The organism is Devosia sp. J20-27 (genome assembly GCF_055808595.1).
The window spans coordinates 1,876,971-1,895,289 of the sequence record NZ_CM147875.1 but is presented as its reverse complement, the minus strand read 5'-3'; the positions used below and the strand labels follow the sequence as shown (position 1 = coordinate 1,895,289).

Sequence of the window (18,319 nt, the reverse complement as noted above, 5' to 3'; positions counted from 1 at the left end):
ATCAGCTGCGCAGGGGCGACCACGACGGATCGGAGGCGTAGCCTTCGGTCGGGATCTGCTGCTGGTTGCGGCCCCAGATATCGACCGAATAGAGCCGCGGGCCATCGTCGCCGCCTGGGTCGGAGAAATACATGATGACGCGGCCGTTCGGCGCCCAGGTCGGGCCCTCGGCATGGAAGGTCGAGACCAGCAGTCGCTCGCCCGAGCCGTCGGGTTTCATGGTGCCGATGTGGAACTGGCCGCCCGACTGCCGGGTGAAGGCGATCAGGTCGCCCTTGGGCGCCCAGACCGGCGTCGAATAGGTGCCCTCGCCATACGAGATGCGCTGTGCGCCGCCGCCGCCCGAGCCCATGACATAGATCTGCGGGGCGCCGCCCCGATCGCTCTCAAAGCAGATCCGCGACCCATCCGGCGAGAACGAGGGCGAGGTATCGATGGCTGCCGAGTCGGTCAGTTGCACCGGCTTGCCGCCGCCGGCGGCCACGGCATAGAGATTGGTGGCCTGACCATTGGAGACCGAGAAGGCCACCGTGCTGCTGTCCGGCGAAAACCGCGGCGAGAACGACATCGGCGCGCCGTCGATCAGCTTGCGCGCGCCGCCGCCGAGGCCGGAAATGAAGACCTGCGGATTGCCGTCCTGATAGCTGGTGAAGGCGATATTGCTGTAGTTCGGCGCCAGACGCGGCCCCAGCGCCAGCGCGTTGCCGTCGGTCAGGTACTGCACATTGGCGCCGTCCTGATCCATCATCGCCAGCCGCTTGGTGCGATTGGCCTTGGGGCCGCTCTCGGCGACATAGACGACCTGCGTGTCGAAATAGCCGCTCTCGCCGGCCAGCGCCGCGTAGATCGAGTCCGACACGATATGGCCGATGCGACGGTAGCTTTGCGGATCGGTGCTGTGTGCCTTGCCGACCACCTGCTGCGCCGCCTGGGTGTCCCACACCCGCACCTGGGCATTGACCGTACCGCCACGCTCCACCGAGCCCATGACCAGCGCATCCACGCTCAGCGCCCGCCAGGAGGCGAAGTCGGGTTCGTTGGTGACATCGCCGACCTGGATCGGCAGGCTGGCCGGATCGAGCGGCGCGAACAGGCCCGAACGCTTGAGATTGTTGCGCACGATATCGGCGATCTCCTTGCCGAACGCCGGATCGGAGGACGCAAAATCGGGGATGGCGATGGGCAGCGGCGTAAAGTTGCCGCCAGTCACGACGATTTCCACGAGGGCCGAAGCCGGGCTCGTCAGAGCGAAGGCCGAACCGGCCAGGCCGAGCTTGAGCGCATTGCGCCGGGTGATCAGGGTCATCTTCGTCTCCATTCGGGTGCGGGATGCTTACCGCGCGATGTAGCTAAAATTGTGAGGGGTCGAATGTGGCACGGACCTCTTGTCCCGCCGCCACTGTATAGGGGCCGCAACGCATCACCGCACGTTGGGCTGCCGACGCCAGCGCCTGCTCGAGCGCATTTGCCGGAGAATTCACGATCTGTGGCAACGAGGTCACGTTGCCGCCGCCGTCGATATTGAACTGCAACTGCGCCGTCATGCCCATCTCGGCAGCGCCGGGCGGCACATTGAGGCAGGCGCGGATCTGCGACACCAGGCCATCGATTTCGGACTGGCTGAGCCGCGCCGCCTTGCCGGTTTCCTTGCCCAGCGTCGCCTGACCACCTTCACCGGTGGTCGCCCCGCGGGTCTCCTCGGTATTGATGATATTGGCGACTTCGTCGGCGATCTTGGCCGCTTCGTCCTGCTTGGCCTTGGCCTGCTCGATGCGCTTCTGCTCCTCGGCTGCCTTCCTCTTGGCTTCCTCTTCCTTCTTCTTCTTGTCTTCGGCAGCCTTCTTCTTGTCGTCCTCGGCCTTCTGCTTTTCCGCTTCCTGCTGCTTTTTGAACTCGGCGCGCTTCTGGTCAATGGCGGCCGTGCGCGTCCGCGGCTGCGGCGCCACATCCTGCGGTTCGACCGGCGCTTCCGGCGTGGCGACAGGCGCAGGCTCCGGCTGCGGCGCAGGCTCGGGTTCGGGTGTCGGCTGGGGCTCGGGCTGCGGCGCCGGCTGTGCGGCGGGCTCGGGAACCGGTTCTGGTACCGGCGCCGGTTCGGGTTCGGCCTGCGGTTCGGGCGCCGGAGCAGTCTGCTGCGTCGGCGCCGGCGACACCACCTGCGAGTCCTCGGGCGTCGGCTGGTCTTCCTGCGTATTGCCGGTGGGCTGCGCCAGTTCGGCCGGCGTTTCGGCATTTACGGCAGAGGGCGTATCGGTCTCGACGATCTCGCTCTGCAGCGAGCCGACGCGGATATTGGAGAATTCCTCGATCGGCACCAGGTCGACGGCAATCGACTCCACCGGTGGCGGCTCGATCGGCCGGCCAAAGCCGATGCCGGCAACGATCAGAACGATCACGCCGACATGGGCAACAGTGGAAACCGCGAGCCCGGTACGCATGGGCCCTAGTTGCCCTGCGTCTGCGACTGCGGCTGCTCGGTGATCAGGCCAATCTTGGAGAACCCGGCGCCCGACAGCGCGCCCATCACCTGCATGACGGCGCCATAATTGGCGGCGAGATCGCCCCGCACGTAGATGCGGTCCTCGGTGCCGTTGCTGGCTTCTGCACTCACGCCGGTCACGAGATCGGCCAGCAGGATCGGCTGGTCGCCGAGGAAGATCGCACCTTCATTGGTGACCGACACGGTGATCGGCTTCTGCTCGGTGTTCATCTGCCTGGCCTGCGTCTGCGGCAGGTCGATCGGCACGCCGACCGTCATCAGCGGTGCGGCCACCATGAAAATGATCAGCAGCACCAGCATGACGTCGACCATCGGCGTCACGTTGATTTCGCTCATCGGCTTGGTGCCGCCGCCGCGACGGCCACGCCGGCGGCCGCCCTTGCTGCCGCCTGAAACGGACATGGCCATTAGTGGCTGCTCCGCGCTTCGAGCTGACGCGACAGGATGGTCGAGAACTCGTCGGCAAAACCCTCGAGCCGGCCGATCATCTTGTTGGCGTCACCCGAGAGCTTGTTGTAGGCGATCACCGCGGGAATGGCCGCAACGAGGCCGATCGCGGTGGCGAACAGCGCCTCGGCAATGGGACCGGCGACCACCGAGAGGTTGGTGCTCGAGGCCTGGGCGATGGCGGTAAAGGCATTCATGATGCCCCATACCGTGCCAAAGAGGCCGATGAATGGCGCTGCCGAGCCGACGGTCGCCAGAAAGCCCAGCCGCTTTTCCAGCTGCTCGCTCTCGCGCGCAATGGCGACGTCCAGCACCTTGTCCAGCCGCCCCTGCATGCCGATGAAGGAGGCCGCGTTCTGCTCGTGGCTGCGCTTCCACTCCTTCATGGCGGCGACGAACACCGCGCCCAGCCCGACGGCCGGCTTTTCCGACATCTGCTGGTAGAGCTCCTCCAGCGACTGTCCCGACCAGAACACGCGCTCGAACCGGTTCATCTCAATCTTGACGCGGGCGAACAGCATCGACTTGTCGACGATGATCGCCCAGCACCAGATCGAGGCGGCGAGCAGGCCGATCATCACGCTTTTGACAATCAGGTCCGCTTGCCAGAACAGTGCCCATATCGAGAGGTCGGCATGCGGAGCGACCGTGCCGACGGCATCTATGGCTTCCATGTAGTGGGTCCCTTCAGTCCGGCCCCGACGACCGAATAAGATGGTCGGTCGATGCGGTCCAAATTTGTCAAATTTAAGAGAAAAGCCCGGTTTCCCGGACCTGGTGCGGAGTTCTGCCTGCACTGCCTCATTTATGGTCAATGAAGCGTTAAGAAAGCGAGTCCACGCCAGCACCAAATGGTGAGGTCAGTCGGGGCCTTCTTAGGTCCGGAGGGCAGCAAGCAGGTGCGGCGGCAGCCGCGCCACGCCGCCACGGGTGCGAATGGCAACGACGGTGACCCGGGCACGCGTCAGAACGTTTCCGTCGCGCAGGATGGTCTGCGCCAGCAGCAGGCGCACGCCACTGATGCTCTCGACCTCGGTCACCACCTCGAGTGCATCGTCAATATGCGCCGCCGCATCGAACTCGATGTTCATCGAGCGTACGGCGAAGGCGATGCCGTCCTTGGCGAGCTCGGAGTGATGCACGCCGATGTCGCGCAGGAACTCCGTCCGCCCGCGCTCGAAGAAATGCAGGTAGGCGGCATGATAGACGTTGCCGGAAAAATCGGTGTCTTCGTAGTAGACGCGCACGGGATGGCGGTGGATGACGCTCATCGGGACGTCACCGGGGTGAGTGACAGACGATTGTCGAAGCTAGGCGTGGTCGCGTTCACGGTCGGTCTTGCACCTTGGTCTCGGCCGGCAGGGTTTCGGGCAATGTGCCGTCCGCTTGCGCAATGTCAATGCGGCCAGGTCCGGCCTGAGGCTATGATTGACTCATCGGTTGCCCGGGAGAACGCGCAATGGAGAGCCCCCACGACCTGCGCCCCTGGCGCGCACTGGACAAGGACGAGCAGACCAGGCTGCGCATTGCCTACCAGGCCGAGATCGACGCCAACCCCCTGAGCTGCAGTCTCGAGGAAAAGACGGCACGTTTCACCGCCTGGCTGGCAGCCCGCAGCGTCAGCTTCAGCGCCGATGATCTCAGGCGCCGCTAGTTACTCGCCCTCTGGCTCCTCGAACAGACTTGCCTGCGAACCCACGAACCCCTGCGGTACCGCATAGCCCATGTGCTGGAAGGCAGCCGCCGTCAGCATGCGCCCGCGCGGCGTGCGCTGGATAAAACCCTGCTGCAGCAGATAGGGTTCGACGATTTCCTCGATGGCGTCGCGCGGCTCGCTGAGCGCCGCCGCCACCGTCTCGATGCCGACCGGGCCGCCGCCGTAATTCTCGGCGATGGTCCTGAGATAACGCCGGTCGAGCTGGTCGAGGCCGCGCGCATCCACGTCCAGCCGCAGCAGCGCCTTGTCGGCGATCTCGCGGGTGATCTGCCTGGCGCCGTCGACCTGCGCGAAGTCGGCAACCCGCCGCAGCAGCCGGCCGGCAATGCGCGGCGTACCGCGCGAGCGGCGCGCCACTTCCATTGCGCCATCCTTGGCCATGCCGACGCCCAGCAGCCGGGCACTGCGCTCGACGATCTGCACGAGTTCCTCGGGCGTATAGAAATTGAGCCGCACCGGAATGCCGAAACGATCGCGCAGCGGCGTCGTCAGCAGCCCGGCGCGCGTGGTGGCGCCGACCAGCGTGAACTTGGCGAGATCGATGCGCACCGACCGCGCCGCCGGCCCCTCGCCGATGATCAGGTCGAGCTGGTAGTCTTCCATCGCCGGATAGAGGATTTCCTCGATCGCCGGATTGAGCCGATGAATCTCGTCAATGAAGAGGACATCACGATCTTCCAGATTGGTCAGCAGCGCCGCCAGATCGCCCGCCTTGGCGATCACCGGGCCGGAGGTGGCGCGGAAGCCGACCCCGAGTTCACGCGCCACGATCTGCGCCAGCGTCGTCTTGCCTAGCCCCGGCGGGCCGACGAACAGCACATGGTCGAGCGCCGATCCGCGCTGCTTGGCGGCCTCGATAAACACCTGCAGGTTGGCCCGCGCCGCCGCCTGCCCGACAAACTCGGAAAAGCCCGACGGGCGGAGCGACACATCCAGCGGATCATCGCGGCCGGCGGCAGCGGAAGTAAGATCGGTCACAGATGCTCCTTGGCGGCACTCATGAAGTCCAGACGCGTTGCGCGACGGTCGAACGTCGCCGTCGTCGAACAATTTGCCGCAGCGTTTTGAAGCGCGATCAGCGCATCCGGAAACCCTGCGCCGGTTGCTTCGGCATCGATCACGGCATGCGCGACCATGTCGGGACGCTCGACCTGCACCTGTGGGCTACGCAGCAGGAGGCGGTAGCTATCCAGGACAACACGCGCTGGAAACTTCTTTACCTTCGTCATGACTGTAAAGGTTTCCGCCAACACCAGCATGCTGAGATAGACCGGGTGGTTCGCCGGATTCTGAACCAACTTCTTGGCCTGCTCGGACTGGGCGTCGTCATCCTCCGCGAGGAACCTGACCAGAATGTTTGTATCAAGACCCAGCACGAATGCGCTCGTCTTCTTCTGCAAGGGCTTTCACCAGCGCCTCTTCTTCCTGGGCCGTCGTCATTGGCCCGGCCGGTGACTTGCCCAGAATACCGGCTAGGGAGGCTAGCGAGACCGTTCGTGGCACGAGCACGTACCGTCCGTTTTCCTTGATGAACTCGACCTGGTCTCCGGGCGCGAGATTAAGGTCTTCCCTGATGTCCTTGGGAAGGGTCATCTGTCCTTTGCTCGTCAACGTCGTAATCGACATGGCTTGACCTCTCCTAATCCTTACCACTCAAAAATAGTAAGGAGATATCCAAATAACAAGGCTAACTGCTCAGTTCCTTCAACCCCAGCCGGATCAGCTTGTCGGTGGCGAGGCCATCGCCTTCCTTGCTGACCACGCGCGCCAGAGCCGCCGAGGCCTGGGCGCTGGAATAGCCCAGGTTGGTCAGGGCCGAGACGGCATCGGTGACATTGCCGCCGGCCACCCCGTCGCCCAGCGCCGCCTGCAGCCCGATCACCCCGGCATCGAGTGTGCCGGTTGCCGGCACCTTGCCCTTGAGCTCGGTGACCACGCGCACCGCCAGCTTCGGACCTACGCCATTGGCGCGACCGATCATCGTCTTGTCCTGCAGGGCAATGGCACTGGAGAGTTCGGAGATCGACAGCACCGAGAGAATGGCCAGCGCCACGCGCGCGCCCACCCCCTGCACCGTCATCAGGATGCGGAACCAGAGCTTTTCGGCCTCGGTGGCAAAACCGTAGAGCCGGATCATGTCCTCGCGGACGATCATTTCCACATGCAGCACCGTTGCATGTCCGACCTGCGGCAGCGCCTGCAGCGTCTTGGTGGAACAGAACGCCTCATAGACCACGCCGTTGACGTCGAGATGGACGTAGTCGTCGCCCAGCGCGTCGACGAGACCCTTGAGCTTGCCGATCATAGTCCCACCGCCAGTTTCCGGTGCACCCTGTGATGCGCGTGGCAGATGGCGATGGCCAGCGCATCGGCCGCGTCGGCGCCCTTGAAGTCGGCGCTCGGCAGCAGGATTTTCACCATCGTCTGGATCTGCGTCTTGTCGGCATGCCCTGCCCCGACGATGGATTTCTTGACGAGGTTTGCCGCGTACTCGCCCACCGGCAGGCCCAGCGAAGCCGGCGTCATCAGCGCCACGCCGCGCGCCTGCCCCAGTTGCAGGGCGGAGCGGGCGCCGGCGGAAACGAAGGTTTCCTCCACCGCCGCCTCATCGGGCCGGAACCGCTCGAGCAGATCGACCAGCCTGCGATGCAGTTCGGCCAGCCGCCGCGCCAGGTCGTCATCGACCCTCGGCGTGATGGTGCCGCTGGCGACAAAGCTGAGCCGGTTGCCCAGCGTGTCGATAACCCCCCAGCCGCAGCGGCGGAGCCCGGGATCGATGCCGATGATTCGTACCTTGTCCATGCTGTCCAAGCTTTAGGGTAACCTGCCCCAGCCTACCAGTGACAAAGTGAACAAAGCAGCAACAACTCCACCCCACGCACGCCCGAAGGGCAAAATCTTCGCCCATTTTGAGAACCACCTGTTCACTGTTTGGAATTAGCCTCCCCGCAACATCTGGGGATGCGACGATGAATGAACTCAAGGGGCTGCCGCGTGCGGCCTGGCTGACCATTGCCCGCAGGACCGGCATCATCATGACTGCCGCTGTCGCGATGTCGGTTGGATTGTCCGAACTCATCATGCAGGTGTTCAGCGAAGGTATGAACGCAGAAGGCTTCGCGGTATCGATCATCATGCCGCTGGTGCTGGGCGGACCGATGCTGTTCATCTTCCTGTTGCGCGACCAGCAACTCAACTTCGCCAATGAGCAGCTCCAGGTCCTCGCCTCGACCGACTGGCTGACCGAGTGCCTGAACCGCCGTGCCTTCACCCATCAGGTGTCCCGCCTGCTTGACGATGTCAGTTGCGGCGCCCTGCTCGTCATCGACGCCGACCACTTCAAGGTGATCAACGACCATTACGGTCATGATCGCGGCGACGAGGCCCTGGTGCTGATGAGCCAGGCCATCCGCAGCAACCTGCGCGCCGGCGACCTGCTCGGCCGCATGGGCGGCGAGGAGTTCGGCGTCTTCCTGCCCGAGAGCGACCGGCCGACCGCCGAACGCCTGGCTGAACGTATCCGCCGCAGCGTGGAAACGCTCCACTTCCGCCCCGACGACGTGAGCCATCCGCTGTCGGTCAGCCTCGGCGGCGCCCATTTCGAGGCGCCGCTGTCATTCTCCAATCTGTTCCTGATTGCCGATCGGGAGCTCTACGCTGCCAAGCAGTCGGGCCGGAACCGCACTGCCATTGCCGCAACCACCGCACGACCAAGCGCTGTCGCGGCCTGATCGGTAAAACTTTAGCGGCTGGGCTAGAACCATCTTCAGGGCTCCCACCTAGTGTGCCTTCGGGCGCCTGGGTTGGAGTAGTCTGATGAAGAGTCATCCACTGCTGGATTTTTCGCGCCGCGGCTGGGGCCGGGTATGGCTGTGGACCGTGCTGGGCACGCTGTTTTGCATGGCCATCGCCCTTTATGTCGACAGTTTCGGCTTCTCCCAACTGGACGAGTCCCGCCTGCGGCGCGCCCTGCTGATCGATACGCTGGTGCCGCTGCTGCTGGCCGGACCGCTATTGCTGTTCTTCACCAGCAAGATGCGCGAACTGGCCATTGCCCACCACGACCTGTCCATCCTGGCAGCCACCGACGGCCTGACCGGCGTTCTCAACCGCCGCGCCTTCACCGAACTGGTCGACAACTATCTCATGGCCATCACTGAAACCGGTCACCGCAGCCAGTGCGCCCTGCTGGTCGTCGACGCCGATAACTTCAAGGCGATCAACGACGGCTTCGGTCACGATCTCGGCGACGAGGCCCTTCGCCTGATCGCCGATACCCTCAAGGACACGCTGCGCAGCAATGACGTCATCGGCCGCATCGGCGGCGAGGAATTTGCCATCCTGCTCACCGGCGCAGCCCCCCGCGAGGCCAAGATGGTCGCCGAACGCGTTCGCAGTTCGGTGTGCGAGGCCAAATTCGCACCCGGCGGGACGCCGTGCCCGCTCTCGATCAGCGTCGGCGGCGCCATTTTCGAGCACGGCATGACCTTTGCCGAACTGTTCCGGATCGCCGACCAGCAGCTCTACAAGGCGAAACAGAACGGGCGCAACCGTGTTTCGGTCGCGCCCGCTGATCATCCAGGCAAGACGCTCGCGGCCTAGCCTGCGAGCTTGGCGGCCGTCTCGTCGTCCATCTCGAAATTGGCATAGACGTTCTGCACGTCGTCGTCATCTTCGAGGATGTTGATCAGCTTGAGCAGCGTCTCGCCCTTTTCGGCGTCCACCGGTACGTTGTTCTGCGGCTTCCAGATGATCTTGGTGGACTCCGCTTCGCCCAGCGACTTTTCCAGCGCCGCCGACACGTCGTTCATGGTCTCGAACGAGGTGTAGATCCAGTGGCCGTCCTCTTCGTCGCTCTCGACATCCATGGCACCCGCCTCGATCGCCGCTTCCATGACCGCGTCGGCATCGCCGACGCTGGCCGGATAGGTGATCTCGCCGATACGATCGAACATGAAGGCAACCGAATTGGTCTCGCCCAGCGCCCCGCCGTTCTTGGAGAAGGTGGAGCGCACATTCGACGCCGTGCGATTGCGGTTGTCGGTCAGCGCCTCGACGATGACGGCAACGCCGCCCGGGCCGTAACCCTCGTAGCGGATTTCTTCGTAATTCTCGGTATCGGCGCCCGACGCCTTCTTGATGGCGCGCTCGATATTGTCGCGCGGCATCGACAGGGCGCGGGCATTGCTGACGGCCAGGCGCAAGCGCGAGTTGAACGCCGGATCGGGCACACCGAGCTTCGCCGCCACGGTGATTTCGCGGGCGAGCTTGGAAAACACCTTCGAGCGGGCCGCGTCGCTCTTGCCCTTGCGGTGCATGATGTTTTTGGCATGCGAATGGCCGGCCATGCGGTCACCCCTTCAGTAATTGTCGGTTCGGTGGGCCTTATAGTGGGCACCGTGACGAAAATAAAGACTGGCGCGCGACGCGGGGCTGCGGTGCCGGCCGCCGAGCAAGGCTCGCATCGTCCTGGCCCAAAACCTTGGGCGCATCGTGCCCTGCTTTCGAAAGCGCGGGCTCGGCCGACCCTCCAGCCGGATGACGAACGTGAATCAAGCATGCGATCCGCATTAATTGCGCAGTTGTGCATGTTATTCCGTCATTTGTACGGCCAATTCAGCATGGGTTCATCTGGGAAGCGCGAAAAGCGCCCCCAAGCCGTTCGCAGGACGCGGACGCCCCGATTGACCAGACAAGGAAACCACGATGAAGCCCCGTACCCTTCCGGCACTGCTCGCCCTGCTGAGCATGACGCTCACCGCGGCAACCCTCCCCGCGGACGCCGCCCAGACCCGCGCCGACGCCGACGCACAGCGAGAGGTCACATCAGGCGAGATCACAGGCCCTGGCGAACCCTTCCTGCCGGGACGCAAAGGTGGGGAGGAAATAACCTACGCCATGAGCTGCGTGATCGACGAAGGCAAGTTCGCTAACGGCGCATCGATCATCAAGCTGACCAATACCGGCACGGAGGTAATCCCGGCCGGTGCTACTGTCGAAGTGACATCCCCGGATGGAACGATCCAGAAGTTCAAGGCACCTTTCGCCATAAAGCCGGGCGCTGCGGTGAGCATCATGGGGCTGCCGGATGCGACGCCGGAAACCTTCCCGTGTTCGGCCAAGGCCAAGGCGAAGCCCCCCGTCACCCTGCCTTCCACGACGCTGCCGTCCAGCGCACCGAACGGACTCTCGATCTCTCCCGCCAAAATCTCCTGCGAATTCGCGATCGTGAACGGTGAACTCATCGTCACGTTCGAGAACGTCGGCAACACGTCGGTTGTTCCGCCCCACGCCCTCCACGCCGTGCCAGAGGGCGTCGGCTATGGAGTCAGCTACCACCTTCCGCAGAACTTCAAGCCAGGCCAAACCGTCCAATTGAGCTATGGCTCGGCAGATCCGGCATTGTTCGAGGGCAAGACCTGTGTCGCCGATATCCTGAACTGAACGGTGGGCAGGCGTGGGGGGCGGATTGTCTGAAGCCCCCCTAACGGCCTGCCCACGCGCTGCTTCTGAAGGCCTGCCGGCGAGGTCGGGGCGAGCCTTGCCTAGAACTCGGGCAGCGCCTGGGCCAGCGTGCCGCCGATGCGCACCGGAAGCATCCGCGTCGTCAGCCCGGTGCGGGGATCGGTTTCGATGGCCACGCCGCAGATCGTCGCCTCGCCTTCGGCCGGGGTGAACCTCCCGCTCGGGATGCCGGTCAGAAAGCGGTTGAGCGGCTCTTCGGCATCCACGCCGATAATCGAGTCGAAGTCGCCGCACATGCCGGCATCGGCCATCAGCGCCGTGCCGCCCTTGAGGATGCGGTGGTCGGCCGTGGGAATATGGGTATGCGTCCCAACCACGAGACTGGCCCGGCCATCGAGGAAGAACCCCATGGCCTGGATTTCCGATGTCGCTTCGGTGTGGAAATCGACGATCACCGCATCGGCCTGCTCGCCCAGCGGACAGGTTGCAATCGCGGCTTCCACCGCCCGGAACGGGTCGTCGATCGGGTCCATGAACACCCGGCCGAGCGCATTGATGACCAGCACCCGGAAGCCGTTGCGGCTTTCGATCAGGTTGGCGCCACGCCCCGGTGTGCCTTCCGCCATGTTGAGCGGCCGGATCAGCGTCGGTTCGCGCGCAATATAGGAGAGCGTGTCGCGCTGATCGAAGGCGTGATCGCCCAGCGTCACCACGTCCGCCCCGGCCGCCTTCAGATCGTTGAAATGCCCTTCCGTCAGGCCGCGGCCATGGCTGGCATTTTCGCCGTTGATCACCACGAAATCAAAGCCGTAGCGGGCAATGATGTCCGGCAGCCGGTCGTTCACCGCATCCCGGCCGGACCGGCCCACGACGTCGCCCAGAAACAGCAGCTTCATGCCGACACGGCTTCGCCGAACAGCGTCACGCCCTTTTCGGTGACCACCGCATCGACCGGCACATCATGGGCCTCGCGCGGAATGTGCGTGAATTCCTGCACGCCGAAGGCAAAGCCGATCAGCCGCGGCCGCTTCGCCAGCCGCTCCAGCGTGCGGTCGTAATAGCCGCCGCCATATCCGAGCCGCGTGCCGTGCTTGTCGAAGCCGAGCAGCGGCATCAGGATGACATCGGGCTCGGCGAGCGGCGCCAGTTCATCGGGCGCCAGCGTGCCGAAGCCGGAGGGGTAGAGCGGCGTGCCCTCCACCCAGCGGCGCAATTCGAGCGGCTGTCCCTCGCCCAGCACCACCGGCAGGCAAACGGGCTGGCCGCTGTCCATCAAGCGCGTCAGCACTGCCTTGACGTCGATCTCGTCCCGGATCGGCCAGAAGGCCGCCACCATCTGCGATGGATCGAGCGTGATTTCGCGAAAGAAATGGTCGACCGCAGCGGCCGACGCATCGGCGCGCTGGCTGGGAAACAGCGCGGCCCGCCGTTCGTGCGCCTTGATCCGCAGCGCCGCCTTGGCCTGCTCAGTCATGGCCTTCTCGGTCTTGGTCTTGTCGGTCTCGGCCTTGTCGGTCTTGGCGTCGGTCAAGTTGCAGTCCCTGCTGGCTCGTTCGGCCTGTCTTCATATATTGGCAGGGGCGCGGGGAGCAACCAAGCCTGTTTCCGCTGGCATGCGGGGCAATGGCCGCAGCCATTGCCGGTCGTCGAGAAATCAGGTGCCGCCCTGGCCGTGGGATTTTCGATCCCGGGAACCTACTTGAGTAGGTGGGCGCCGTATGTCCTGGCCCACGAGCCAGGTCAGGGACAGCTCCCTTAAGGATCGATAAGGCCCCGGGAATAACTGATCCAACACGCACCGGGCAGCACTGCGTATATAGGGTGCGCAACTGCGTCGCGCAAATGCCACCTGAGCTCCAGACACGATTATTCCTGGCGGCAGGCAAACGCGTGCGATCAACCGGTGGCGGAGCCGGTCTCGTCGATGGCGGTGGCGATGGATTCGACCTTGCGGGCCGCCTCGTTCATCCGCTTGGCGAACTTGCGCTCCAGCTCCTCGGCTTCCTGCGACAGCGCTTCGCCGGCCGAGGTCAGATTGGCGACGTCCTGCTTGAGCAGCGCAATGCGCCGCTCGGCATCGGCCAGTTCGTCGAGCACGGCGATCCCCGCCATCACCGTCAGCCGGTTGTCGCCGATCTCGCCGAAGTCGCCCTTGAACGCATCGATATGCTTGTTGAAACGGTCCGCCAGCCCGAGCAGATGCGCTTCCTGACCCTCTTCGCAGGCCATGCGGTACTTGCGGCCATTGATCTCGACATTGACCTCGGGCATCGGCGCTTCCTTGTCTTACTTGGCGAGGACTTCGCGCACGGTTTCCATGGCGATCACCAGCCGCCGCGCCACTTCGCCGGCGCTGTCGTCCAGCCGCTTGGCGCGCGCCGAGGCCTTGTCCAGCTCGGCGGCGAACCTGCTGCGCTCGCTGACCAGCCGGGCCGTATCGGCCTCGATGCGGCTATGTGCGCGCATCCGGCCGTTCAGCGACCGCACGCTGGCCTCGAGCCGCGAGAAGGCGCGCTCGAGGCGCTGCTCGGCAACCTCAAAACTCTCTTCCGAACTGCCTTCGGCCACGCCTGCTCGCCCCAGTCTCGTCGATTCCGCCCGCCACTATAAGCCCGATCGTTCGAGGCGCCGCAATAGATTGCCCGACAATCCGGTCGTTGCACCCAACATTGACAGGTCATCTGAACCTGATAAGCCTCACAACCGCCCAGCCGGGAAGGCTTTCCGGCGCGTCGGACATCCAACCAAGAGCGGACCTTGATGACCAATTCTGCGACTGCCAACGAAATGGCCAATGCCATCCGGTCACTTGCCATGGACGCCGTGGAGAAGGCCAATTCCGGCCATCCCGGATTGCCGATGGGCTGCGCGGACATCGCCACGGTGCTCTTTACCAAGGTCATGAAGTTCGACCCCGCCGATCCCTGGTGGCCCGACCGCGATCGCTTCATCCTGTCGGCCGGCCACGGCTCGATGCTGCTCTACTCCTCGCTCTATCTCCTCGGCTACGGGGATATGACGATCGACGAGATCAAGAACTTCCGGCAGCTTCATGCCAAGACCGCCGGTCATCCCGAATATCACTATGCCGACGGCATCGAGACCACCACCGGCCCGCTCGGCCAGGGGCTCGGCAACTCGGTGGGCTTTGCCATTGCCGAGGCCAAGCTGGCCGCCGAGTTCGGCTCCGACCTCGTCGACCACATGACCTGGGTGCTGGCCGGCGATGGCTGCCTGATGGAAGGCATCTCGCAGGAAGCCATCTCGCTTGCCGGTCATCTCAAGCTCAACAAGCTCGTGGTCATCTGGGACAATAACAACATCACCATCGACGGCGCCGTCTCCAACGCGGATTCGACCGACCAGATCGCCCGCTTCCACGCCGTGGGCTGGAACACCATCGAGATCGACGGTCACGACCAGACGCAGATCGAGCGCGCCCTCACCGACGCCAAGAAATCGGACAAGCCGACGCTGATCGCCGCCAAGACCACCATCGGCTTTGGCGCGCCCAACAAGGCCGGCAGCCACGCCGTGCATGGTTCGCCGCTGGGCAAGGACGAACTTGCCGCCGCCAAGGAAAAGCTCGGCATCACCTACCCGGCCTTCGAAATCCCGGCCGAGACGCTGAACGCCTGGCGCGCCGCCGGCACCCGCTCGGCCAATGCCCGTGGCGACTGGGAAGGTCGGCTGGCGGCCGCTCCCGCCGACCTGAAGGCCGAGTTCGAACGCCGCATCAAGGGCGAACTCCCGGCCGGCTGGAAGACCGCCATCAGCGACTTCAAGAAGAAGCTGGTTGTCGACAAGCCCAAGGTGGCAACCCGCAAGTCGGGCCAGATGGCACTCGAGGTGATCAACAAGGTGCTGCCCGAGACCATTGGCGGCTCCGCCGATCTCACCGGCTCCAATCTTACCAATACGCCCGAGACGCTGCCCTTCACCGCCGCCGACCGCACCGGCCGCTACATGCGCTATGGCATCCGCGAGCACGAGATGGCGGCTGCCATGAACGGCATCGCGCTGCACAAGGGCCTGATCCCCTACGGCGGCACCTTCATGGTCTTTACCGACTACGCCCGCCCCTCGATCCGCCTCTCGGCCATCATGGGCCAGCGCGTCGTCTATGTGATGACCCACGACTCCATCGGCCTGGGCGAGGACGGCCCGACCCACCAGCCGGTCGAGCACCTGTCGGCACTGCGCGTCATCCCCGACCTGCTGGTCATGCGCCCGGCCGATGCCGTCGAGACGCTCGAATGCTGGCAGATCGCCATCGAGGCGCAGCAGCCCTCGATCCTGGCGCTCAGCCGCCAGAACCTGCCGGCCCTGCGGGTCACCGACAGCGACGAGAACCTGTGCGCCAGGGGCGCCTATGTCATCGCCGGTGACGCCAAGGCCGATGCCGTGATCTTTGCCACCGGCTCGGAAGTCTCCATTGCGGTGACCGCCCTCGGCCTGCTCAAGGAGCAGGGCATTTCGGCCAAGGTCGTGTCCGTGCCCTCGATGGAGCTGTTCGCCAGGCAGTCCGATGCCTACAAGGCCGAGATCTTCGGTGCGGCCAGGGCCCGCGTCGCAGTCGAAGCCGGCCTCGAAATGAGCTGGAACAAGCTGCTCGGCGACAAGGGCCGCTTTGTCGGCATGCACAGCTTCGGCGCCAGCGGCCCGGCAGAAGCGCTCTATGAACACTTCGGCATTACCCCGAAAGGGATTGTTGAAGCCGTCACAGCGCAGTTGTAAGAGACCGCCTTCTGTTTCTCCCTACGTCCTAAGGAGCCTTCCATGGCTGTACGCGTCGCAATCAATGGCTTTGGCCGCATCGGTCGCAACATCCTGCGCGCCATCGTCGAGAGCGGGCGCACCGATATCGAGGTGGTTGCCGTCAACGATCTCGGCCCGGTCGAGACCAATGCGCACCTGCTGCGCTACGACAGCGTGCACGGCAGATTCCCCCATGACGTCGTCGTCGACGGCGACGTCATCAAGGCCGGCAACCAGACCTTCAAGGTCACCGCCGTTCGCGACCCGGCCGAACTGCCGCACAAGGACCTCGGCGTCGATATCGTGCTCGAATGCACCGGCATCTTCACCAGCAAGGAGAAGGCCTCGGCCCACCTCGCGGCCGGTGCCAAGAAGGTCATTGTCTCGGCTCCCGCCGAAGGCGCCGACCTCACCGTTGTCTACGGCATCAATCACCACCTGCTGACGCGGGACCACGTCGTCATCTCGAACGGCTCGTGCACCACCAACTGCCTCGCGCCGATGGCCAAGGTGGTCAACGACCTTGTCGGTATCGAGAAGGGGATGATGACCACCATCCACTCCTATACCGGCGACCAGCCGACGCTCGACACCATGCACAAGGATCTCTACCGCGCCCGCGCTGCGGCGCTGAGCCAGATCCCGACCTCCACCGGCGCCGCCAAGGCCATCGGCCTGGTGCTCCCCGAACTCAAGGGCAAGCTCGACGGCATCTCGATCCGCGTCCCGACCCCGAACGTCTCGCTGGTCGACCTCAAGTTCCTCGCCAGGCGCTCGACCACGCCGCAGGAAGTCAACGACGCGCTGATCGCTGCCTCCGAGGGTGCCCTCAAGGGCGTGATGACGTTTACCCGCCACCCGCTGGTGTCGAGTGATCTCAATCACGATCCGCATTCGGCCACCATCCTGCTCGACCAGACAAAGGTCATCGACGGCAACTTCGTCAACGTCATGGGCTGGTACGACAACGAGTGGGGCTTCTCCAACCGCATGGCCGACACCACGACGGCCCTCGCCGCCCTGCTCTAGCAGCTGCGTCAGCCCGGCACTGATCATCAGAAGCCCCGGCAGTGCCGGGGCTTTTTGCTTTGGTGGCGGATGCAATTTTGCTATAGCCGCCCCACCGTTCCATCAGCGCCGGATTTGAGCCATGGCCACCTTCAAGACCCTCGACGACCTCGATTTCGCCGGCAAGAGCGTGCTGGTGCGCGCCGACCTCAACGTGCCGGTCGAGGACGGCAAGGTGACCGATGCCACCCGCATCGAGCGGCTGCTGCCCACCATCCGCAGCATCATCAAGGTCGATGGCAAAGCCATCCTGCTCTCCCATTTCGGTCGCCCCAAGGGCAAGGTCGACAAGGCCTTCTCGCTCGAAACCGTGGTCCCCGCCGTCGCCGATGTGGTCGGTCATCCGGTCGGCTTCATCGACACCGACTGGACCGATGTCGAGCAGGCCCGGGCGGCCATCGACAGTGCTCCCGCCGGCTCCATCCTGGTTCTCGAGAACACCCGCTTCCACCCCGGCGAGGAGGCCAACGACCCCGAACTGGCCCGGCGCATGGCCTCGCTCGGCGACCTCTATGTCAACGACGCCTTCTCGGCCGCGCATCGGGCCCATGCCTCCACCGAAGCCATCGCCCGGCTGCTCCCCGCCGCCGCCGGCCGTGCCATGCAGGCGGAACTCGAGGCCCTCGAAAAAGGCCTCGGACAGCCGCGACGGCCGGTGATCGCCATTGTCGGCGGCGCCAAGGTGTCGAGCAAGATCGAGCTGCTGGAAAACCTGATCACCAAGGTCGAGGCCCTGGTCATCGGCGGCGCCATGGCCAACACCTTTATCCATGCGCTCGGCATGGGCGTCGGCAAGTCGCTGTGCGAAAAGGACCTTGCCCCGCTGGCCAACACCATCATGGAAAAGGCCGACGCGGCCCGCTGCGCCATCATCCTGCCGATCGACGGCGCCGTGGCCTGGCACTTCAAGGCGGACGCTCCTTTTCGCCATTACGGCATGGATGCGGTCGATCCGGAGGGTATGATCCTCGATGTCGGTCCGGGCTCGATCGAGCGCATCAAGGGCGCCATCGACGAGGCCGGTACGCTGGTCTGGAACGGCCCGCTCGGCGCTTTCGAGATGCACCCCTTCGATCACGGCACCAGCGAGATCGCCCGCTATGTCGCGGCCCGCACCAAGGCCGGCAAGCTCGTCTCGGTGGCCGGTGGCGGCGATACGGTGGCCGCGCTCGCCAAGGCCGGCGTCAAGGATGACCTGACCTATGTCTCGACCGCCGGCGGCGCTTTCCTCGAATGGATGGAAGGCAAGCCCCTGCCCGGCGTCGAGGCGCTCAAGAGCTGACCGCCCGGAAGTCTATCGTCTTTCGTCTGATATCCGAACGTCCAATCGAAGTCTTTCGCGCGCTTTTCTATCCTCAACAGGA

Annotated in this window: 22 protein-coding genes and 1 other RNA gene; 7 read left to right on the top strand and 16 right to left on the bottom strand. The window is 64.5% G+C overall.

Features of this window, described 5'->3' with window-relative positions:
- Position 1: 1 nt before the first annotated feature.
- From tolB to ybgC, 5 genes are all read right to left on the bottom strand, one after another.
- Positions 2 to 1,306: a Tol-Pal system beta propeller repeat protein TolB gene (gene tolB, locus AC0L4C_RS09320; protein ID WP_473403358.1), complete on the bottom strand. Its 1,305-nt coding sequence runs from the start codon at positions 1,304 to 1,306 to the stop codon at positions 2 to 4.
- A 43-nt stretch (positions 1,307 to 1,349) separates the two neighbouring features.
- Positions 1,350 to 2,438 (bottom strand): hypothetical protein, encoded by a 1,089-nt coding sequence (locus tag AC0L4C_RS09315; protein ID WP_473403357.1) that lies wholly within the window; start codon positions 2,436 to 2,438, stop codon positions 1,350 to 1,352.
- 5 nt (positions 2,439 to 2,443) lie between these two features.
- On the bottom strand, positions 2,444 to 2,908 hold the full coding sequence (tolR, locus tag AC0L4C_RS09310; protein ID WP_473403356.1) for a protein TolR: 465 nt from the start codon (positions 2,906 to 2,908) through the stop codon (positions 2,444 to 2,446).
- Positions 2,908 to 3,621, bottom strand: a complete 714-nt coding sequence (tolQ, locus tag AC0L4C_RS09305) for a protein TolQ (protein WP_473403355.1) — start codon at positions 3,619 to 3,621, stop codon at positions 2,908 to 2,910. The genes tolR and tolQ overlap by 1 nt, the downstream gene beginning before the upstream one ends.
- Before the next feature lie 201 nt (positions 3,622 to 3,822).
- Positions 3,823 to 4,218 (bottom strand): tol-pal system-associated acyl-CoA thioesterase, encoded by a 396-nt coding sequence (ybgC, locus tag AC0L4C_RS09300; RefSeq protein WP_473403354.1) that lies wholly within the window; start codon positions 4,216 to 4,218, stop codon positions 3,823 to 3,825.
- 188 nt (positions 4,219 to 4,406) lie between these two features.
- Between ybgC and AC0L4C_RS09295 the strand changes: the two genes are divergently transcribed.
- Complete coding sequence (locus AC0L4C_RS09295; protein WP_473403353.1) at positions 4,407 to 4,601, top strand: hypothetical protein; 195 nt, start codon at positions 4,407 to 4,409, stop codon at positions 4,599 to 4,601.
- Here the strand turns inward: AC0L4C_RS09295 and ruvB are convergent, their stop codons facing one another.
- The 5 genes from ruvB to ruvC all read right to left on the bottom strand — a co-directional run bounded on the left by ruvB (position 4,602) and on the right by ruvC (position 7,466).
- Positions 4,602 to 5,642, bottom strand: a complete 1,041-nt coding sequence (gene ruvB, locus AC0L4C_RS09290; protein WP_473403352.1) for a Holliday junction branch migration DNA helicase RuvB — start codon at positions 5,640 to 5,642, stop codon at positions 4,602 to 4,604.
- A complete protein-coding gene (locus AC0L4C_RS09285) occupies positions 5,639 to 6,064 on the bottom strand; it encodes a PIN domain-containing protein (RefSeq protein ID WP_473403351.1) in 426 nt (141 codons plus the stop codon). Before AC0L4C_RS09285 ends, ruvB begins: the two co-directional genes overlap by 4 nt.
- Positions 6,027 to 6,290: an AbrB/MazE/SpoVT family DNA-binding domain-containing protein gene (locus tag AC0L4C_RS09280; RefSeq protein WP_473403350.1), complete on the bottom strand. Its 264-nt coding sequence runs from the start codon at positions 6,288 to 6,290 to the stop codon at positions 6,027 to 6,029. Before AC0L4C_RS09280 ends, AC0L4C_RS09285 begins: the two co-directional genes overlap by 38 nt.
- Before the next feature lie 61 nt (positions 6,291 to 6,351).
- A complete protein-coding gene (ruvA, locus tag AC0L4C_RS09275; protein WP_473403349.1) occupies positions 6,352 to 6,969 on the bottom strand; it encodes a Holliday junction branch migration protein RuvA in 618 nt (205 codons plus the stop codon).
- Positions 6,966 to 7,466 (bottom strand): crossover junction endodeoxyribonuclease RuvC, encoded by a 501-nt coding sequence (gene ruvC, locus AC0L4C_RS09270; RefSeq protein WP_473403348.1) that lies wholly within the window; start codon positions 7,464 to 7,466, stop codon positions 6,966 to 6,968. Before ruvC ends, ruvA begins: the two co-directional genes overlap by 4 nt.
- A gap of 167 nt (positions 7,467 to 7,633) precedes the next feature.
- Here ruvC and AC0L4C_RS09265 point away from each other — a divergent pair, with 167 nt between their 5' ends.
- Entirely contained in the window at positions 7,634 to 8,395 is a 762-nt protein-coding gene (locus AC0L4C_RS09265; protein WP_473403347.1) for a GGDEF domain-containing protein, read from the top strand.
- An 85-nt stretch (positions 8,396 to 8,480) separates the two neighbouring features.
- Entirely contained in the window at positions 8,481 to 9,266 is a 786-nt protein-coding gene (locus AC0L4C_RS09260; RefSeq protein ID WP_473403346.1) for a GGDEF domain-containing protein, read from the top strand.
- On the opposite strand, the gene AC0L4C_RS09255 is transcribed toward AC0L4C_RS09260, so the two are convergent.
- Positions 9,263 to 10,012 carry a YebC/PmpR family DNA-binding transcriptional regulator gene (locus AC0L4C_RS09255; protein ID WP_473403345.1) on the bottom strand — a complete coding sequence of 250 codons (750 nt, stop codon included), beginning with the start codon at positions 10,010 to 10,012 and terminating at the stop codon, positions 9,263 to 9,265. The two genes, AC0L4C_RS09260 and AC0L4C_RS09255, sit on opposite strands and share 4 nt — an antisense overlap.
- A 358-nt stretch (positions 10,013 to 10,370) precedes the next feature.
- Between AC0L4C_RS09255 and AC0L4C_RS09250 the strand changes: the two genes are divergently transcribed.
- A complete protein-coding gene (locus tag AC0L4C_RS09250; RefSeq protein ID WP_473403344.1) occupies positions 10,371 to 11,108 on the top strand; it encodes a hypothetical protein in 738 nt (245 codons plus the stop codon).
- Between the two features lie 101 nt (positions 11,109 to 11,209).
- On the opposite strand, the gene AC0L4C_RS09245 is transcribed toward AC0L4C_RS09250, so the two are convergent.
- The 5 genes from AC0L4C_RS09245 to AC0L4C_RS09225 all read right to left on the bottom strand — a co-directional run bounded on the left by AC0L4C_RS09245 (position 11,210) and on the right by AC0L4C_RS09225 (position 13,697).
- A complete protein-coding gene (locus tag AC0L4C_RS09245; protein ID WP_473403343.1) occupies positions 11,210 to 12,025 on the bottom strand; it encodes a TIGR00282 family metallophosphoesterase in 816 nt (271 codons plus the stop codon).
- Entirely contained in the window at positions 12,022 to 12,660 is a 639-nt protein-coding gene (locus tag AC0L4C_RS09240) for a 5-formyltetrahydrofolate cyclo-ligase (protein ID WP_473403342.1), read from the bottom strand. Before AC0L4C_RS09240 ends, AC0L4C_RS09245 begins: the two co-directional genes overlap by 4 nt.
- A gap of 123 nt (positions 12,661 to 12,783) precedes the next feature.
- A non-coding RNA gene (ssrS, locus tag AC0L4C_RS09235) (6S RNA) lies at positions 12,784 to 12,941 on the bottom strand.
- Positions 12,942 to 13,025: 84 nt separating this feature from the next.
- Positions 13,026 to 13,400: a cell division protein ZapA gene (locus AC0L4C_RS09230; RefSeq protein WP_473403341.1), complete on the bottom strand. Its 375-nt coding sequence runs from the start codon at positions 13,398 to 13,400 to the stop codon at positions 13,026 to 13,028.
- Positions 13,401 to 13,415: 15 nt separating this feature from the next.
- Positions 13,416 to 13,697 (bottom strand): DUF4164 family protein, encoded by a 282-nt coding sequence (locus tag AC0L4C_RS09225; protein ID WP_473403340.1) that lies wholly within the window; start codon positions 13,695 to 13,697, stop codon positions 13,416 to 13,418.
- A 192-nt stretch (positions 13,698 to 13,889) separates the two neighbouring features.
- On the opposite strand from AC0L4C_RS09225, the gene tkt reads away from it, so the two are divergent.
- The 3 genes from tkt to AC0L4C_RS09210 all read left to right on the top strand — a co-directional run bounded on the left by tkt (position 13,890) and on the right by AC0L4C_RS09210 (position 18,237).
- Positions 13,890 to 15,866: a transketolase gene (gene tkt, locus AC0L4C_RS09220; RefSeq protein WP_473403339.1), complete on the top strand. Its 1,977-nt coding sequence runs from the start codon at positions 13,890 to 13,892 to the stop codon at positions 15,864 to 15,866.
- A gap of 42 nt (positions 15,867 to 15,908) precedes the next feature.
- The gene (gene gap / locus AC0L4C_RS09215; RefSeq protein ID WP_473403337.1) at positions 15,909 to 16,916 is read left to right on the top strand and encodes a type I glyceraldehyde-3-phosphate dehydrogenase; all 1,008 of its coding nucleotides are present in this window, start codon (positions 15,909 to 15,911) and stop codon (positions 16,914 to 16,916) included.
- A gap of 121 nt (positions 16,917 to 17,037) precedes the next feature.
- Positions 17,038 to 18,237, top strand: a complete 1,200-nt coding sequence (locus tag AC0L4C_RS09210; RefSeq protein WP_473403336.1) for a phosphoglycerate kinase — start codon at positions 17,038 to 17,040, stop codon at positions 18,235 to 18,237.
- Positions 18,238 to 18,319 lie beyond the last annotated feature (82 nt).

Bases quoted from the DNA above. Each gene is read 5' to 3' on its own strand.
- tolB (WP_473403358.1), bottom strand. From the start codon at position 1,306: ATGACCCTGATCACCCGGCGCAATGCGCTCAAGCTCGGCCTGGCCGGT.
- AC0L4C_RS09315 (WP_473403357.1), bottom strand. From the start codon at position 2,438: ATGCGTACCGGGCTCGCGGTTTCCACTGTTGCCCATGTCGGCGTGATC.
- tolR (WP_473403356.1), bottom strand. From the start codon at position 2,908: ATGGCCATGTCCGTTTCAGGCGGCAGCAAGGGCGGCCGCCGGCGTGGC.
- tolQ (WP_473403355.1), bottom strand. From the start codon at position 3,621: ATGGAAGCCATAGATGCCGTCGGCACGGTCGCTCCGCATGCCGACCTC.
- ybgC (WP_473403354.1), bottom strand. From the start codon at position 4,218: ATGAGCGTCATCCACCGCCATCCCGTGCGCGTCTACTACGAAGACACC.
- AC0L4C_RS09295 (WP_473403353.1), top strand. From the start codon at position 4,407: ATGGAGAGCCCCCACGACCTGCGCCCCTGGCGCGCACTGGACAAGGAC.
- AC0L4C_RS09280 (WP_473403350.1), bottom strand. From the start codon at position 6,290: ATGTCGATTACGACGTTGACGAGCAAAGGACAGATGACCCTTCCCAAG.
- ruvA (WP_473403349.1), bottom strand. From the start codon at position 6,969: ATGATCGGCAAGCTCAAGGGTCTCGTCGACGCGCTGGGCGACGACTAC.
- ruvC (WP_473403348.1), bottom strand. From the start codon at position 7,466: ATGGACAAGGTACGAATCATCGGCATCGATCCCGGGCTCCGCCGCTGC.
- AC0L4C_RS09265 (WP_473403347.1), top strand. From the start codon at position 7,634: ATGAATGAACTCAAGGGGCTGCCGCGTGCGGCCTGGCTGACCATTGCC.
- AC0L4C_RS09260 (WP_473403346.1), top strand. From the start codon at position 8,481: ATGAAGAGTCATCCACTGCTGGATTTTTCGCGCCGCGGCTGGGGCCGG.
- AC0L4C_RS09255 (WP_473403345.1), bottom strand. From the start codon at position 10,012: ATGGCCGGCCATTCGCATGCCAAAAACATCATGCACCGCAAGGGCAAG.
- AC0L4C_RS09250 (WP_473403344.1), top strand. From the start codon at position 10,371: ATGAAGCCCCGTACCCTTCCGGCACTGCTCGCCCTGCTGAGCATGACG.
- AC0L4C_RS09245 (WP_473403343.1), bottom strand. From the start codon at position 12,025: ATGAAGCTGCTGTTTCTGGGCGACGTCGTGGGCCGGTCCGGCCGGGAT.
- AC0L4C_RS09230 (WP_473403341.1), bottom strand. From the start codon at position 13,400: ATGCCCGAGGTCAATGTCGAGATCAATGGCCGCAAGTACCGCATGGCC.
- tkt (WP_473403339.1), top strand. From the start codon at position 13,890: ATGACCAATTCTGCGACTGCCAACGAAATGGCCAATGCCATCCGGTCA.
- gap (WP_473403337.1), top strand. From the start codon at position 15,909: ATGGCTGTACGCGTCGCAATCAATGGCTTTGGCCGCATCGGTCGCAAC.
- AC0L4C_RS09210 (WP_473403336.1), top strand. From the start codon at position 17,038: ATGGCCACCTTCAAGACCCTCGACGACCTCGATTTCGCCGGCAAGAGC.